The 13,849-nt window shown below is 70.8% G+C and carries 13 protein-coding genes; 8 read left to right on the top strand and 5 right to left on the bottom strand.

What is annotated here, in order from left to right; all coding sequences use genetic code 11:
- Window positions 1–152 precede the first annotated feature (152 nt).
- The 4 genes from galE to idi all read left to right on the top strand — a co-directional run bounded on the left by galE (window position 153) and on the right by idi (window position 4,380).
- Window positions 153–1,136, top strand: a complete 984-nt coding sequence (gene galE, locus J7E87_RS24195; RefSeq protein WP_215096587.1) for a UDP-glucose 4-epimerase GalE — start codon at window positions 153–155, stop codon at window positions 1,134–1,136.
- 143 nt (window positions 1,137–1,279) lie between these two features.
- Window positions 1,280–2,221, top strand: a complete 942-nt coding sequence (locus tag J7E87_RS24190) for a cation diffusion facilitator family transporter (RefSeq protein WP_215096586.1) — start codon at window positions 1,280–1,282, stop codon at window positions 2,219–2,221.
- Between the two features lie 174 nt (window positions 2,222–2,395).
- Entirely contained in the window at window positions 2,396–3,643 is a 1,248-nt protein-coding gene (locus J7E87_RS24185; RefSeq protein WP_215096585.1) for a bifunctional class I SAM-dependent methyltransferase/N-acetyltransferase, read from the top strand.
- Between the two features lie 143 nt (window positions 3,644–3,786).
- Window positions 3,787–4,380, top strand: coding sequence for an isopentenyl-diphosphate Delta-isomerase (gene idi / locus J7E87_RS24180; RefSeq protein ID WP_215096584.1), 594 nt, complete (start codon window positions 3,787–3,789; stop codon window positions 4,378–4,380).
- 18 nt (window positions 4,381–4,398) lie between these two features.
- Here idi and J7E87_RS24175 read toward each other — a convergent pair whose 3' ends face one another.
- Window positions 4,399–4,872: an ATP-binding protein gene (locus J7E87_RS24175; protein WP_215096583.1), complete on the bottom strand. Its 474-nt coding sequence runs from the start codon at window positions 4,870–4,872 to the stop codon at window positions 4,399–4,401.
- 174 nt (window positions 4,873–5,046) lie between these two features.
- The gene (locus tag J7E87_RS24170; protein WP_215096582.1) at window positions 5,047–5,625 is read right to left on the bottom strand and encodes an HdeD family acid-resistance protein; all 579 of its coding nucleotides are present in this window, start codon (window positions 5,623–5,625) and stop codon (window positions 5,047–5,049) included.
- A gap of 66 nt (window positions 5,626–5,691) precedes the next feature.
- Here J7E87_RS24170 and J7E87_RS24165 point away from each other — a divergent pair, with 66 nt between their 5' ends.
- The 4 genes from J7E87_RS24165 (at window position 5,692) to J7E87_RS24155 (ending at window position 10,262) form a co-directional block, all read left to right on the top strand.
- Window positions 5,692–6,453, top strand: coding sequence for an enoyl-CoA hydratase/isomerase family protein (locus J7E87_RS24165; protein ID WP_215096581.1), 762 nt, complete (start codon window positions 5,692–5,694; stop codon window positions 6,451–6,453).
- 141 nt (window positions 6,454–6,594) lie between these two features.
- Entirely contained in the window at window positions 6,595–7,458 is an 864-nt protein-coding gene (locus J7E87_RS24160) for a hypothetical protein (protein WP_215096580.1), read from the top strand.
- Between the two features lie 61 nt (window positions 7,459–7,519).
- Complete coding sequence (locus J7E87_RS35375) at window positions 7,520–7,651, top strand: LPFR motif small protein (RefSeq protein WP_251017898.1); 132 nt, start codon at window positions 7,520–7,522, stop codon at window positions 7,649–7,651.
- A gap of 91 nt (window positions 7,652–7,742) precedes the next feature.
- Window positions 7,743–10,262 (top strand): Tex family protein, encoded by a 2,520-nt coding sequence (locus J7E87_RS24155; protein WP_215096579.1) that lies wholly within the window; start codon window positions 7,743–7,745, stop codon window positions 10,260–10,262.
- Between the two features lie 85 nt (window positions 10,263–10,347).
- On the opposite strand, the gene J7E87_RS24150 is transcribed toward J7E87_RS24155, so the two are convergent.
- The 3 genes from J7E87_RS24150 to J7E87_RS24140 form a co-directional block, all read right to left on the bottom strand.
- Window positions 10,348–11,985, bottom strand: a complete 1,638-nt coding sequence (locus J7E87_RS24150) for an ABC-F family ATP-binding cassette domain-containing protein (RefSeq protein ID WP_215096578.1) — start codon at window positions 11,983–11,985, stop codon at window positions 10,348–10,350.
- Between the two features lie 75 nt (window positions 11,986–12,060).
- Window positions 12,061–12,594, bottom strand: coding sequence for a TrmH family RNA methyltransferase (locus J7E87_RS24145; RefSeq protein ID WP_215096577.1), 534 nt, complete (start codon window positions 12,592–12,594; stop codon window positions 12,061–12,063).
- 163 nt (window positions 12,595–12,757) lie between these two features.
- On the bottom strand, window positions 12,758–13,789 hold the full coding sequence (locus tag J7E87_RS24140; RefSeq protein WP_215096576.1) for an oxidoreductase: 1,032 nt from the start codon (window positions 13,787–13,789) through the stop codon (window positions 12,758–12,760).
- Window positions 13,790–13,849 lie beyond the last annotated feature (60 nt).

Raw genomic sequence — 13,849 nt, 5'->3', positions numbered from 1 at the left:
CAGAGGCTATCGGATGCTCGGAGGCGGGAGTTCACTGGCCGTTTACGTCCCGCTCGACATGGCCGGGGCCCCAGGAGGCCCGCCGAGATCATCATCGTCGATCAATGCCTCGGCCCACAAACCGCGCGTCCGCAGGGCCTAGGCTGGCCGGCATGACTTGGCTGATCACAGGTGGAGCGGGGTACATCGGCGCGCATGTGGCGGAGGCCATGGCAGCGGCGGGAGAGCGGGTCGTCGTCCTCGACGACGTGTCGTCCGGCATCGCCGATCGGCTGCCCGAGGAGATTCCGCTGGTCCGTGGCACGGTCCTGGACCGGGAACTGCTCGACCGCACCCTCGCCGAGCACGCCGTCTCCGGTGTGGTGCATCTCGCGGCGAAAAAGCAGGTCGGGGAGTCCGTCGAGCAGCCGCTGCGCTACTACCGGGAGAATGTGCACGGCCTGACGGTGCTCCTCGACGCGGTCGTCGCGGCGGGTGTGCGGCGCTTCCTGTTCTCCTCCTCGGCGGCCGTGTACGGGGTGCCCGAGATGGATCTCATCCCCGAGTCCGCCCCCTGCGAGCCGATCAATCCGTACGGCGAGACCAAGCTGACGGGCGAGTGGCTGGTACGGGCGACGGGCCACGCGCACTCCATTTCCACGGCTTGTCTGCGCTACTTCAATGTGGCGGGATCGGCCCGGCCGGAGCTGGCCGACACCGGAGTGTTCAACATCATCCCGATGTTCTTCGACCGGATCACCCGCGGTGAGGCACCTCGGATCTTCGGCGCCGACTACCCGACGCCGGACGGCACCTGCATCCGTGACTACATCCATGTCGCGGACCTTGCCGACGCCCATCTCGCCGTCGCCCGCCGGCTGGCCGAGCAGGACGAGGCCGGGGACCTGACGGTCAACATCGGCCGTGGCGTCGGCGTCTCGGTGCGCGAACTCGCCGATCTGGTGCGCGAGATCACGGGATACGGCGAGGCGCCGGTGATCGAGCCGCGCCGTCCGGGCGACGCCGCCAAGGCCGTCGCCTCGGTGGATCTGATCGCCAAGGAGCTGGGCTGGACGGCGTCGCGCGGAGTGCGCGAGATGGTCGAGTCGGCCTGGGAGGGCTGGTGCCTGCGGCACCCCGAGGCCCGCATCAAGTGATCTTGTCAGCGCATCTGACCTGCGGGTGTTTCCGCAGGTCAGATGTTATGACAACGGTGTTCAGTGCCGTGTTGCCGGATACCCCCCGCCCGTAGTTGACTGAGGTCTCGGCAGATCATTCCGACGACCTGGAGGCGTCTCGCATGGGGGCTGGGCACGACCACGGGCATTCGCACGGCGGGCCGCCGCCGACCGGCACCGCGGCCTCGGCCTACAAGGGACGGCTGCGCATCGCGCTCGCCATCACGCTGAGCGTGATGGTCCTGGAGATCATCGGCGGCATCCTCTCCGGCTCCCTCGCCCTCATCGCCGACGCCGCGCATATGGCGACGGACGGGGTCGGTCTCGCGATGGCCCTGCTGGCGATCCATTTCGCCAACCGGCCCGCCGGGCTGAACCGCACCTTCGGCTTCGCCCGGGCCGAGATCCTGGCCGCGCTCGCCAACTGCCTGCTGCTGCTCGGCGTCGGCGGCTATCTGCTCTTCGAGGCGGTGGAGCGCTTCATCACCCCGGCCGAGACCAAGGGCGGGCTGACGATCGCGTTCGCCGTAGTCGGTCTGCTGGCCAACATGGTCTCGCTCTCGATCCTGGTGCGGGGCCAGAAGGAGAGCCTCAATGTGCGCGGGGCGTATCTGGAGGTGCTCGCGGACACTCTCGGCTCGCTGACGGTGCTGGTCTCGGCCGCCATCATCCTCACGACCGGCTGGCTGCCCGCCGACCCCATCGCATCGCTGGTGATCGGCCTGATGATCGTGCCGCGCACCGTGAAGCTGCTGCGGGAGACCCTCAACGTCCTGCTGGAGGCGGCCCCGAAGGGCGTCGACATGGGCGAGGTGCGGGCGCACATACTGGCGCTCCCCGGCGTGGAGGACGTGCACGACCTGCATGCCTGGACGATCACTTCCGGGATGCCGGTGCTCTCCGCGCATGTGGTGGTGAGCCAGGACATCCTGGACGCGAGCGGGCACGAGAAGACACTGCACGCTCTGCAGGGGTGCATCGGAGGCCACTTCGACGTGGAGCACTGCACCTTCCAACTGGAGCCGGTCGGCCACGCGGAGCACGAGGCCAGGCTCTGTCTCTGAGGGCTGTTAGTCTCACCGACACGCTTGAGAGGAGCTGAGGTTGATGACCGTCGTTGCGAACGCTGCCCTGCGCAGCACCCGGTCCATCCTCGGCTTCCGGGCTGCCGGCTGACCCTTTCCCGTACGTCTTCGCGTACGCCGGCCGGAGCCCGCACACACTCAAGGGTTCCCACGTTGTCCGACAACGCTGTTCATGACGCCTTCTTCGCCCTGCACCACGGCCTTCCGCGGCAGGGTCCCGGCTCCGACTCCACCTCCCGCCGGCTGCTCACCCTCGCCGGGCCGCTGCCGACGCGTCCCCGCGTGCTCGATCTGGGCTGCGGTCCCGGCCGCAGCGCGCTGCTGCTTGCCGGCGAGGCCGGTGCACGGGTGACGGCCGTCGATCTGCACCAGCCGTTCCTCGACGAACTGCGCCACACCGCCGAGGCCCGCGGGCTCGGCGACACGATCCGAACCATCAGAGCCGATATGGCCGAACTCCCTTTCCCGGACGGCTCGTTCGACCTCGTCTGGGCGGAGAGCTCCGCCTACAGCATCGGTTTCGACACCGCTCTGCGGCAGTGGCGGCGGCTGCTGGCCCCGGGCGGCTCCCTCGTCCTCACGGAGTGCGAGTGGACGGCCGGGGCTCCCTCGGCCGAAGCCCGCGCCTTCTGGGACCAGCACTATGCGCTGCGTACGAACGCCGAGAACGTCTCCGCGGCCGTGGCGGCGGGCTACTCCGTCCTCGGGGTGCACCGGCAGCCCGACAGCGACTGGGATGAGTACTACGGCCCGCTATGCGAGCGGGCCGACGCCGCGGACTCCTCGGCCCCGGGCATGGCACAGGCGCTCGCCGCCACCCGGGCGGAGATCGCGATGCGCCGTGACCACGCGGCGGAGTACGGCTACACCGGCTATGTCCTGCGGCCCGCCGACCCGCGCTGGCACACCAGGCCGGAGAGGGCGGCCGACATCCCGGCCGTGCGCGCCGTCAACGCGGCGGCCTTCCCGACCGCCGAGGAGGCGGGCCTGGTGGACGCTCTGCGCGCGGACGGCGACGCGTGGCTGCCCGGGATGTCGTACGTCGCCGAGGCGGCGGACGGCTCGGTCGCGGCGTACGCACTGCTCACCCGCTGCCACATCGGGGACGTGCCCGCGGTGGCGCTGGCTCCCGTCGCGGTGACTCCCGGGCACCAGCGGGGCGGCGCGGGGCAGGCGGTCGTCCGGGCCGTGCTCGATGTGGCGAGGATCCGCCAGGAGCGGCTCGTACTGGTCCTCGGGCATCCCGGGTACTACCCGAGGTTCGGCTTCGAGCCTGCTTCACGGTACGGAATCAGGCCGGCTTTCGAGGTGCCCGACGAGGCCATGCTGGTCCTCGTGCTGGACGGTTCCCGGGGGGTGCCGCAGGGCACGATCCACTATCCGGCGGCGTTCGGTGTCTGATGATTTCTGGTGAGTAATGTTCCCCCCGCCGCCGGCCGACGCGGCGGGGGGACATGCCCAGGCTGCCGAAGTGCGGACAAGCCGCTTTTGTACGGCAGACTGGGCAGGCCCCCGAGGGCCGAGGACCGATGCGAAGGATGGTTATGTCGATCTCACCAGCCACCGCGGCGAGCAGCTCGTCGAACGGCGCCCCCCAAGCGATCATGCTCGAGCTGGTCGACGAGCACGGCAATACCATCGGCACCGCGGAGAAGCTCTCCGCCCACCAGGCGCCCGGGCAGCTGCACCGGGCGTTCTCCGTCTTCCTCTTCGACGAGCACGGGCGGCTGCTGCTGCAGCGCCGCGCGCTGGGCAAGTACCACTCCCCCGGCGTCTGGTCGAACACCTGCTGCGGCCACCCGTTCCCGGGTGAGGCCCCCTTCGCGGCGGCCGCCCGGCGTACGCACGAGGAGCTCGGGGTCTCGCCCTCGCTGCTGGCCGAGGCGGGCACGGTCCGCTACAACCACCCGGACCCGGACTCGGGGCTGGTGGAGCAGGAGTACAACCACCTCTTCGTGGGTCTGGTGCAGGCTCCGCCGCGGCCGGACCCGGAGGAGGTCGGCGAGACGGTCTTCGTAACGCCGAAGGAACTGATGGACCGGCATGCCGAGGCGCCGTTCTCGGCGTGGTTCATGACGGTGCTGGATGCGGCCCGCCCGGCGATCAAGGAGCTCACAGGCCCCTCCGGCGGCTGGTGAGACGGACGGCGCAGCGCCCTACTGGAGCGGGACGGTGGCGCCGGTCGCCTTCAGTGGCAGCGCGGCCCAAATGATCTTGCCGCCGCTCGCGGTGTGCTCGACGTCGCAGGATCCGCCGGCTTCGAGGGTGATCTCGCGCACGAGCAGCAGACCGCGACCGCCGGTCTGCCCGTAGTCCGCCTCCAGCGCCTTGGGCCGATAGGGGTGGTTGTCCTCCACGGACACCCGGATCCACTCCGCGCCTATGGCGACCTCTACGGCGATCTCGGGCGAGAGCAGGGCCGCGTGCCGCACGGCGTTGGTGACCAGTTCGGAGACGATCAGCAGCAGCCCCTGGACGAGATCGTCCTCGACGGGCACGCCCTGGCGGTTCAGCAGATCCCTTACGGCGTGCCGGGCCTGCGGGACGGACACATCGAGGGCAGGAGCGATGAAACGCCAGACACCCTCGTAAGGCAGCGGCCGGGCCGGGACGCTCCCGCGGCTCTCCATAGTCCGGCACCCACCCTCGGCTCGCCTGCCACTGGCTCGACTGCCACTGACCATCGAGTAATAAGTGTTGGGAGTCGGTTGGTCCGGACCGGTCTGCTGAACAGAATTCAGCCTCTATCGACGCTTTCTGACCGTGTGCGTATGACAGCGTCAGTTGTTCGACTGTTCCTCATCTCATTCTGGTCGGTTCTCCGGCTCCGCGACCATACTGACGACCTGCCGGCCGCCGATCCCGATGGCGATCAGACCGAGGCCGTCGAAGAGCAGGGCCAGCGAGAAGAAGACGCCCAGGACGTAACGGCTGCTTTCCGGCCAGTCCACGAGGACCAGAATGCCCAGCAGCAGACCGAAGGCTCCCTGCACCAGCGTCCAGCCGAACTGCGGGCCACGCACCACCACGCTGCCCACCAGCCGGAAGAGGCCACCGGTCAGGAACAGCAGGGCGGCGAACATGGTCAGCGTCTGCGCCGTGCCCTCCGGGTGGCGCAGGACGACCACTCCGGCCGCGATGTTCAGTGCGGCGACCACCACACCCAGCCAGAAGTAGTTGCTTTTCCGCCACTGGACCGCGTTCAGCAGGCCGACCACGCCGCCGATCAGCAGTAGCCAGCCGAAGAGCAGCATCGAGGTGAGGGTCGCGACACCGGTGTAGATGAGGCCGACGACACCGCCGATGACGAGAATCGCGCCCAGCACCACCAGCCGGGCGAAACTGCGGCTCAGCTTCTTGACGTCCTGGGTGGTATCGGCCATCGCTGCCTCCTTGCCGAGACCCCCTTCTTGATCATAGGTTCGGGTCCGGCGGATAGCATCCGGCGCATGGAGCCGAGGGAGCGGTCGCAGCCGCAGTTGACCCATACCGTCGCTGACGGGGTCGCCACCGTTGTCATCAGCAATCCCGCCAAGTGCAATGCCATGACCGCGGGGATGTGGCGGGCGCTTCCCGACCTGCTCGCGCGGCTGGCGGCGGACACGGCGGTACGTGCGCTGGTGCTGACCGGCGAAGGCGCGACCTTCTGCGCCGGGGCCGACATCTCCTCACTGCGTGAGCCCGGCGAGAATCCGCAGACCCTTGCCGTACGCGCGGAGGAGGCGCTCGCCGCGTTCCCGAAACCGACGCTCGCCGCCGTCCGCGGCTACTGCGTGGGCGGCGGCTGCCAGCTCGCCGCGGCCTGCGATCTGCGGTTCGCGGAGGAAGGCGCGCTGTTCGGAGTCACTCCGGCGAAGCTCGGGATCGTCTATCCGGCCTCTACGACGCGGCGGCTGGTCTCTCTGGTGGGCCCCGCCGCCGCGAAGTATCTGCTCTTCTCGGGAGAGTTGATCGACACGGACCGGGCGCTGCGCACCAGTCTGGTGGACGAGGTGCTGCCGGCGGGCGAACTGGGCAAGCGCACGGCGGAGTTCACCAGGATCGTCGCCTCGCGCTCACAGCTGACCCAGGCCGCCGCGAAGGAGTTCGCGACGGGCCACACCGACCGGGACGCCCACTGGGCGGAGCAGGCGCGCGCCAGCGGCGACCCCGCGGAAGGGATCGCCGCCTTCCTGGAGCGCAGGGCGCCCCGTTTCACCTGGACTGTGTGAGCGTCTGCGCCTGGCCGCGCCAGTGCGCGACGATCTCGGCAGGCGCCGTCTGCGGCGAGCCCGCGTCGTACGGCGGCTGCGGGTCGTACCGTCCGGCCCCCGCTCTTCACAGCGTACCGACCAGTCGGTAACGTGCCGGGTATGATCTCTCTGCCTCCGCGCGCGGGACGCCGCTGCCACAATGCCCTCAACCCGCTGCACTCGACGGTCTACTTCTCGCCCGACTTCACCGACGAACTCGCGCAGCTCGGCATCGAGGACGCGAGGGCCGCCTACTTCGCCGGTCGCGGCGCGGCGATGGGCGCCGTCGGGCCGGGCACGGTCACCGCGGCCTTCTACAACTTCAGCCATGAGCTGGTCGCCCGGCATCTGCCGGCCGTATGGGACATCGCCTCTCCCGAGGCGGTGCTGGAGGCCCGGCTGCGCGCCGTCGACAGCACGCTGCGGAGGCTGCTGGGCGAGGAGGTCATCGCGTCGAAGGAGCTGGCGGAAGCGGCGCGGCTCGCGCTGCGCGCCGCCGAGGCGTGCACACGCCACGCCCGGCCGCTGTACGCCGCGCACGCCGACCTGCCGGTGCCCGAGGAGCCGCATCTCGCCTACTGGCATGCCGCGACCCTGCTGCGCGAGCACCGCGGCGACGGCCACCTCACGGCGCTGCTCTCGGCGGGGCTCGACCCCCTCGAGGCGCTGGTGAGCCACACAGCCACCGGCAAGGGCATGGCTCCGCGCTGGATCCTGGGCACGCGCGGCTGGCGGCGCGCCGACTGGGAGGCCGCCGAGGGTCGGCTCCGGGGGCGTGGGCTCCTGGACGCCGCGGGCGAGTTGACCGAGGACGGCGTACGGCTGCGAGCGGAGCTGGAGGAGCACACGGACCGTATCGACCTCGCCCCGTACGAGCACCTGGGAGCGGAGGAAGTCGAGCGGCTGACCGAGCTGGCGCGCGGCCTCCTGACGACCGCGGTGGCCTCCGGCGCCTTCCCTGCGGACCTGACCGGCAAGGGCTGACGTTTACCGAGGTCCCGCGGGGTACCCGAGCCGTGACAGTCACCAGTCACTGGAGGTTCCCTTGTTCAGCGCCATCGCAGACGTACTCCGGCAGATCGGCTCCGCGATCGCCACAGTGGTCACACTGCCCTTCCGTGCACTGGCCCGGCTCTTCGGCGGAGCCTCGCGCGGCGGCCGGACGCGCCACGGCTGAGCCGCCGGGCGACACGGCACCCGGCCACCCGGCACAATGCACTCTCAAGCACAGCCAGCACAGCCAGCATGAGAAGGCGAGTCGGGGAACCGTGACGACGTCCATCGAAGGCAGGATCGCCGAGGAGCTCGGCGTACGCGAGCGGCAGGTGAGGGCGGCCGTCGAGCTGCTCGACGGCGGGTCGACCGTGCCGTTCATCGCGCGCTACCGCAAGGAAGCGACCGAGATGCTCGACGACGCGCAGCTGCGCACGCTCGAGGAGCGGCTGCGCTACCTGCGGGAGCTGGAGGAACGGCGGACCGCGATCCTGGAGTCCGTGCGCGAGCAGGGCAAACTGGACGAGGCGCTGGCGGCCCGGATCCGGGCCGCCGACACCAAGGCGCGCCTTGAGGACATCTACCTGCCGTTCAAGCCGAAGCGGCGCACCAAGGCGCAGATCGCACGCGAGGCAGGTCTTGAGCCGCTCGCCGACGGGCTGCTCGGCGACCCGTCGGCGGAGCCGCTCGCCGCCGCGGCGGCCTTCGTCGACGCCGACAAGGGGGTCGCGGACGCCGCCGCCGCGCTGGACGGCGCGCGGGCGATCCTGACGGAGCGTTTCTCCGAGGATGCCGACCTGATCGGCGAGCTGCGCGAGCGGATGTGGACGCGCGGCCGGCTGGCCGCGAAGGTGCGCGAGGGCAAAGGCGACGCCAAAGAGGGGCCGGGCGCGAAGTTCGCGGACTACTTCGACTTCGCGCAGCCGTTCACTGAGCTGCCCTCTCACCGGGTGCTCGCCATGTTCCGTGGCGAGAAGGAGGAAATCCTCGACCTGGTGCTCGAGCCGGAGGAGCCGGGCGAGCAGCCGGGCCCTTCGGCGTACGAGGGGATGATCGCCCGGCGCTTCGACGTCGCCGACCGCGGGCGCCCGGGCGACAAGTGGCTCGTTGACACGGTGCGTTGGGCCTGGCGGACGCGGATCCTGGTGCATCTGGGGATCGACCTGCGGCTGCGGCTGCGTACGGCGGCGGAGGACGAGGCGGTCCGGGTCTTCGCGGCGAATCTGCGGGATCTGCTGCTGGCCGCGCCGGCGGGCACGCGGGCGACGCTGGGGCTCGACCCCGGTTTCCGTACGGGCGTGAAGGTCGCTGTCGTCGACTCGACCGGCAAGGTCGTCGCCACGGACGTCATCCACCCGCACGTCCCGGCGAACAGGTGGGACGAGTCACTGGCGAAACTGGCGCGGCTCGCCAAGGAGCACTCCGTCGATCTGATCGCGATCGGCAACGGCACGGCATCGCGGGAGACCGACAAGCTCGCCGGTGAACTGTGCGCGAAGCACCCGGAGTTGAACCTCACCAAGGTGATGGTCTCGGAGGCGGGCGCATCGGTGTACTCCGCGTCCGCGTTCGCCTCGCAGGAGCTGCCCGACATGGATGTGTCGCTGCGCGGCGCCGTCTCCATCGCTCGCCGCCTCCAGGACCCGCTGGCCGAACTCGTGAAGATCGACCCGAAGTCGATCGGGGTCGGCCAATACCAGCACGATCTGTCCGAGGTGAAGCTGTCCCGGTCGCTGGACACGGTCGTCGAGGACTGTGTGAACGGCGTCGGCGTGGACGTCAACACCGCCTCCGCGCCGCTGCTTTCACGGGTATCGGGCATCGGCACCGGGCTCGCCGAGAACATCGTCGCGCACCGCGACTCGAACGGTCCGTTCCGCTCCCGCCGCGCCCTCAAGGATGTGGCGCGGCTCGGCCCGAAGGCGTACGAGCAGTGCGCGGGCTTCCTGCGGATCCGGGGCGGGGAAGACCCGCTGGACGCCTCCAGCGTGCACCCGGAGGCGTATCCGGTGGTGCGGCGCATGGTGAAGACGGCGGGCGAGGCGGTCGCTTCACTGATCGGGAACGCGCCGGTGCTGCGGTCCCTGAAGCCGGCCGACTATGTGGACGAGACGTTCGGTCTGCCGACGGTGACGGACATTCTGCGGGAGCTGGAAAAGCCTGGACGCGATCCGCGGCCGGCGTTCAAGACGGCCACCTTCAAGGAGGGCGTGGAGAAGATCGGCGACCTGGCGCCGGGGATGGTGCTGGAGGGCGTGGTGACCAATGTCGCCGCCTTCGGGGCTTTCGTGGACGTAGGCGTCCACCAGGACGGCCTGGTCCATGTGTCGGCGATGTCGAAGACGTTCGTCAAGGACCCGCGGGACGTGGTGAAGCCGGGCGACGTGGTGAAGGTGAAGGTTCTCGACGTCGACATCCCGCGCAAGCGGATCGCGCTGACGCTGCGGCTGGAGGACGAGGCCGCGCCCAAGGAAGAGGGCGGCGCGGGCCCGCGACAGCGGGAGAAGGGTGAGCGCGGCGGCCGTCCGCCGCAGCAGCGCCGTCAGCAGGGCAGTCGCGGAGGCGACCGCGGCGGTGACCGCGGCGGTGACCGCGGCGGTGACCGGGGTGCAGACCGCGGCGGGAACCGTGGCGGCGACCGGGGTGCAGACCGCGGCGGGAACCGTGGCGGCGACCGGGGTGCAGACCGCGGCGGGAACCGTGGCGGCGACCGCCAGGCTCCGCCGCCGGCCAACAGCGCGATGGCGGACGCGCTGCGGCGGGCCGGTCTCGCGGATCCCGAGCGGCGCCGCTGAGAAACGCAGATGAGCCCCGTCGCCGGCCGGCGACGGGGCCCCTCGCGCGGGTGCCCACGCATGCGGCTGCGTTGAGCGTCGGGCCTCAGGCCTCTGTCACCTTGCCCGCGGAAACCTCGATACGGCGCGTGGTGTGGACCGCGTCGAGCATCCGGCGGTCATGCGTGACCAGCAGCAGCGTGCCGGTGTACGTCTCCAGCGCGGACTCGAGCTGCTCGATCGCCGGCAGGTCGAGGTGGTTCGTCGGCTCGTCGAGTACGAGGAGATTGACGCCGCGGCCCTGCAGCAGCGCCAGCGCTGCGCGGGTGCGTTCGCCCGGGGAGAGCGTGGTCGCCGGGCGCAGCACATGGTCCGCCTTGAGGCCGAACTTGGCCAGCAGGGTGCGGACTTCGGCCGGTTCGGTGTCGGGGACGGCCGCGCAGAAGGCGTCGAGCAGGGTCTCGGTGCCGTAGAACAGACCGCGGACCTGATCGACCTCGCCGACCACCACGCCGGAGCCGAGCGTGGCGTGGCCCGCGTCGAGGGCGAGCCGCCCGAGGAGGGCGGCGAGCAGTGTGGACTTGCCCGCACCGTTGGCGCCGGTGATGGCGACCCGGTCGGCCCAGTCGATCTGGAGCGAGGCCGGGCCGAAGGTGAAGTCGCCGCGGAGGATCTCGGCGTCGCGGAGGGTCGCGACGACCGAGCCTGAGCGCGGCGCGGAAGCGATCTCCATGCGCAGCTCCCACTCCTTGCGGGGCTCCTCCACGGTGTCGAGGCGTTCGATCATGCGCTGCGTCTGGCGGGCCTTCGCGGCCTGCTTCTCGCTCGCCTCGCTGCGGAACTTACGGCCGAGCTTGTCGCTGTCGGTCGCCTTGCGGCGGGCGTTCTTGACGCCCTTGTCCATCCAGGAACGCTGCATCTGGGCACGGCCTTGGAGCGCCGACTTCTTGTCGGCGTACTCGTCGAAGTCCTCGCGGGCGTGCCGGCGTGCGGTGTCCCGCTCCTCGAGATATGCGGCATATCCGCCGCCGTACAGGGTGATCTCCTGCTGCGCGAGATCGAGTTCGAGGACCTTGGTGACCGTGCGGGTCAGGAACTCGCGATCGTGGCTGACAACGACCGTGCCGGCCCGCAGGCCCTGGACGAACGTCTCAAGCCGGTCCAGGCCGTCCAGGTCGAGGTCGTTGGTCGGCTCGTCGAGCAGGAAGACGTCGTACCGCGAAAGAAGCAGCGAGGCGAGGCCGGCGCGGGCGGCCTGGCCGCCGGAGAGCGCGGTCATCGGCAGGTCGAGCCCGATGGTGAGGCCCAGCGAGTCGGCGACCTCGCCGGCGCGCTCGTCGAGGTCCGCGCCGCCCAGGGCGAGCCAGCGCTCCAGGCTGTCGGCGTAGGCGTCGTCGGCGCCGGGCGCGCCTTCGACGAGCGCCTGGGTCGCCTCGTCCATGGCGCGCTGAGCGGCGGCGACGCCGGTCCGGCGGGCGAGGAAGTCCCGTACGGTCTCACCCGCCCGGCGCTCGGGCTCCTGAGGGAGATGGCCGACGGTGGCGGCGGGCGGCGAGAGCTTCAGCTCGCCCTGCTCGGGCCGGTCGAGTCCGGCGAGGAGGCGCAGCAGGGTCGATTTGCCGGCGCCGTTGGCACCGACGAGGCCGATCACATCGCCGGGGGCGACGACAAGGTCGAGCCCGGAGAAGAGCGAGCGGTCGCCGTGTCCGGCGGCGAGATCTTTGGCGACGAGGGTTGCAGTCATGAGGGGGCCGATCCTAGCCGCGTGGGCATGGGGGGTGTTTCGGGGACCGTGCCCGTAAGCCCCCCCCCGGCCGGGTCACAGGAGGCCAGCCAGACGGTAGAGGCCCAGCGAGCCGGCAACCGCCACATTGAGGCTCGCTCCCGTGCCGAGCATCGGGATCTCGACGCACTCGTCGAGCAGGTCGAGCGCCTCGGGCGGGATGCCGTGCTGTTCATGGCCGAGGACCATGACGGTGGGCTGCCGTGCGGCAGGCAGATCGGCGAGCCTGATCGCCTCGTCGGCGAGCTCCACCCCGACGATCCGGGCGCCCCGCTCCCGCTGCTTGGCCAGCCAGTTCAGCGGGTCTCCCGTCCAGTGGACACAGAGCGGTTTGCGCAGGGTGTTACCGCGGGCCAGGGCCTCGGGCACCCAGGGAAAGCGCGGCACGGTGAGGCAGGCGCCGACGGCGTCACAGGTACGGGCGAGGGTGCCCAGGTTGGCGCCGTGGAGCGGCCAGAGGGGCGCGGCGTAGAGGTGGTCCCAGCAGGAGTGGGCGCGCGGGCGACGGGTGCGGCGTAGTTCCTCGCGGGTACGGGTCCGAATGGCGGGCCCGTGCTTGCGGCCGCTCATCGCGTCCAGGGCGCTCGCTGACGCCTTCGTCCACCCGGGGCGGGTCCGCGATCGGCAAGGCTCCGGTTGCGTCCACCCGGGGCGGGTCTGCGGTAGGCAAGGATCCGGTTTACTCGATGCATCATGCGAGGCGATTGGCGGCTCGCCCGGGCCATCGTCGGCGTCAGTGCACCATCGGTGCGACCAGCACGCTCCCCAAGGTGCGCGCCACAACGAAGGATTGCCCCTTCGCCGCCCGGCCGTCCACCGGAATTCGGTGCTCACCCGGCTCCAGCGCGCCGTCGAACACCTCCCGCGTATGCGTCCGGTGCAGCCGGTCCAGGCGGTACGCCATCAGTCGCACCCGGCACGGCGTGGTCACCTCGACGTCCGCCGTGCCGGGGGTCGTTGTCAGCCGGCTCAGTCTGCGGCGCTCCAACGGCGTGCAGTCCAGGGCGTGTTCTATCTGGGCGACCAGCAGTGGGACGATCGGGGCGAGGCCGTCCACGTAAGCCACCTCCAGGCCCGCCGCCTCGAACTCCGCGCGCACGGCCGCGCGCTCCTGCGTCGTGACCGCGCGGCCGAACGCGACCGCGCCATAGGTGCGCAGTTCCTCCGCCGGGACCCCCGTGGCGCGGTGGGTGATGTCCGCACCGATGCCGATGGTCCGCAGGGCCGCGGCCAGCCTGGCCAGTACCGCGACCCGCGCACCGATCAGCAGGACCCGGCGGCGGACCGGCGCCGCGTCCCCGTCGCCGTCCAGCAGCAGGCGTTCCAGCTCGGCGCGGTAGGCGTCGCCGCGGAAGCGGAACGGCCCTATCCCGTGGTAGCCGTTGAGTTCCAGGTCAGCCGTCCCGGATGTCTGCCAGGCGAAGTCCCGCCACACGAAGTCGTCCTCGTCGCGCTCGATGACTGCCGTCACCGCTCCGCACCGGATGTCCTCGCACTCGGGGCAGCCGTAGATCACACAGCGGCCTCCCGCCAGTGGCGCCCGCGCCTCCAGCAGCAGCGTGCGCACCTGCGCGGTGAAGATCGCCGGGGGCACGTCGGAGGCCAGCGGCGAGACGGCGTCGAGGTCGGCGAGCTGGAAGAGCAGCGGCCGCCCGTCGACGATGAAGTCCATGAAGTCCCGGTGCACTTGGTGGCCACCATCGGCGCGGACTCCCCCGGCGCGCATCGCCGGCGCCAGCCCGAAGGTCGCGTACACGGCAGACATATCCTGAGTATCCCCACCTGTGCAGTGTTCTGAGCACGGCCGGCCGCGGCAACGGACATT

Source organism: Streptomyces sp. ISL-1 (genome assembly GCF_018614585.1).
Taxonomy (GTDB): Bacteria; Actinomycetota; Actinomycetes; order Streptomycetales; family Streptomycetaceae; genus Streptomyces; species Streptomyces maoxianensis.
The sequence above is the reverse complement of the archived record's forward strand: the minus strand, read 5'-3'. Positions and strand labels throughout refer to the sequence as shown.